Origin of the sequence: Microcoleus sp. BM001215392 (genome assembly GCF_036700185.1) — a bacterium.
Taxonomy (GTDB): domain Bacteria; phylum Cyanobacteriota; class Cyanobacteriia; order Cyanobacteriales; family Microcoleaceae; genus Microcoleus.
In genome coordinates this window covers 1-2,088 of sequence record NZ_JAUBOJ010000347.1, presented here as the reverse complement: position 1 = coordinate 2,088, position 2,088 = coordinate 1, and the positions used below count along the sequence as shown (strand labels likewise).

Genomic DNA, 2,088 nt, shown 5'->3' with positions numbered 1-2,088 from the left:
CCAAATGCTTCACCCCTACATCACTCGCGCGTCGGAGGGTGAAGCATTTGGATATCAAATATCGCGTTTTCTCCATGAATTGTCGCCCAAATGCTTCACCCCTACATCACTCGCGCGTCGGAGGGTGAAGCATTTGGATATAAAATATCGCGTTTTATCCATGAATTGTCGCCCAAATGCTTCACCCCTACATCTCGGTATAACATAATAATATAACTTAGCCTACTGACTAAATTGCTGAGCGTAATAACGAGCGTATCGAGATCCCTTTTCCAACAACTCCTCATGCGTCCCAGATTCCATCACTCTACCTTTTTCGAGAACTAATATGCGATCGGCTTTCCGCACAGTAGCCAAACGGTGCGCGATAATAAACACAGTCCGATCGCGCATCAATCTCTCCAAGGCCTCCTGTACCAAAGCTTCCGACTCCGAATCTAGCGCCGATGTCGCTTCATCGAGGATGAGAATTCGCGGATCGAGCAAAACTGCGCGGGCGATCGCAATTCTTTGTTTTTGTCCGCCCGATAAGTTGACACCCCTTTCTCCCACCCAAGTTTGATAACCGTCGGGAAACTCGCTGATAAATTGATGGGCGTTGGCAATTTGCGCCGCTTTTTCTACATCTTTTAGTTCGTAATAAGACTGACCAAAAGCAATATTTTGAGCAATTGTACCCGAAAATAAAATAGTTTCTTGCGGCACAATCCCGATTTGTCGGCGCAGCGTATTTAATGTCACATCTTGAATATCAATCCCGTCAATTAAAATCTGTCCCGCTTGCGGATCGTAAAATCTCGGTAACAAGTTTACTAAAGTAGTTTTCCCCGCACCGGATGCGCCGACAAGGGCTATCATTTCTCCAGGAAGCACCAACAAACTCATATTTTGTAAAATCGGAACCCCCCCTAGCCCCCCCTTGTCAAGGGGGGGTTGAGGGGGGTAGGCAAAGTTAATGTTGCGGTATTCGACTTTTCCGGTAACGTGGGGAAGTTCGATCGCCCCTGGCTTTTCGACGATTGCGGGTACAATTGCTAAAAGTTCAAAAATGCGATCGCTAGAAGCCTCTCCCTGCTTAAAATCGCCGTAATTTGCAGTGGTAATTGCGATCGGATCGATTAACAGCGCAACTCCTGCGATATAACTGATAAATTGCGTACCAGTGAGATTTCCTTGGGCAATTTGCCAACCACCCAGGAAAAAGAGCAAAATCACACTCATCGCTTCCAGAAAGCCCACTACGACGAACTGAAGAGCTTTTACTCGTTCCGACAAATACTTCGCGCGGCGGTTTTGTTCCGCTTCTTCTGCAAAGCGGGCAATTTCGTAATCTTCCGCTACAAACGCTTTGATTAAACGAATGCCGCTAAATACTTCTGTTAGCAAAGCTGATAAATCTGAAATGCGATTTTGACTTTGGCGCGAATAACTCAGCAGTCTTTCGCCAAACCAGCCAATTAAGATAGCCATCAACGGTGCAATAATTAATGCACCCAAGGTTAATTGCCAGTTGAGATAAATCATATATCCCATGACTACGATTAGCTGCAACACACAAGGGATAAACTGATGAAAAAATTTATTTACAACTTCGCCAATCCGGTCAATATCTTCTGTGAGACGGTAGGATAAATCTCCGGTTTTGGCAGTTTCAAAGTAGCCGATATTGAGTTTTTGGAGGTGGGAATAGACTTTTTTGCGGATTTCTAAAGCAATAGTCAAGGCTGCTTTTGCCATCAGCGTATCTTGACCGTACTGGGCTGTACCGCGAATCAGAAATATGACTGCGCTGAGTGCCGCGATTTGGGCGAATCCTTGTAAATCTCCTTTTCCTATAAATTTGGCTGTTTCGCCCACCAGCCACGCGATTATCGGCCAAAATATGGTAAAGACTGCGGTACAAGCTAATGCTTTACCGATGGTTTGTTTTTGGGGATGGAGGTAGGGTAAGATTTGCCAGTATGTCGATCGAGTTTTCAAGATATTTTGCCCTCGTAAGTTCTGTTTTTATAGATTAGGGTTTACGCATTTCGATCCCCCCTAACCCCCCTTAATAAGGGGGGAACAAGATTCTTCTCAAAGTTACGC

General features: G+C 45.3%; 2 protein-coding genes. One reads left to right on the top strand and one right to left on the bottom strand.

Annotated features, from left to right (window positions below):
- A partial coding sequence (locus QT974_RS27145) for a hypothetical protein (protein ID WP_333471514.1) occupies positions 1-208 on the top strand: 208 nt, incomplete at its 5' end.
- A gap of 14 nt (positions 209-222) precedes the next feature.
- Here the strand turns inward: QT974_RS27145 and QT974_RS27140 are convergent.
- A complete protein-coding gene (locus QT974_RS27140) occupies positions 223-1,980 on the bottom strand; it encodes an ABC transporter ATP-binding protein (protein WP_333471513.1) in 1,758 nt (585 codons plus the stop codon).
- Positions 1,981-2,088: the final 108 nt, after the last annotated feature.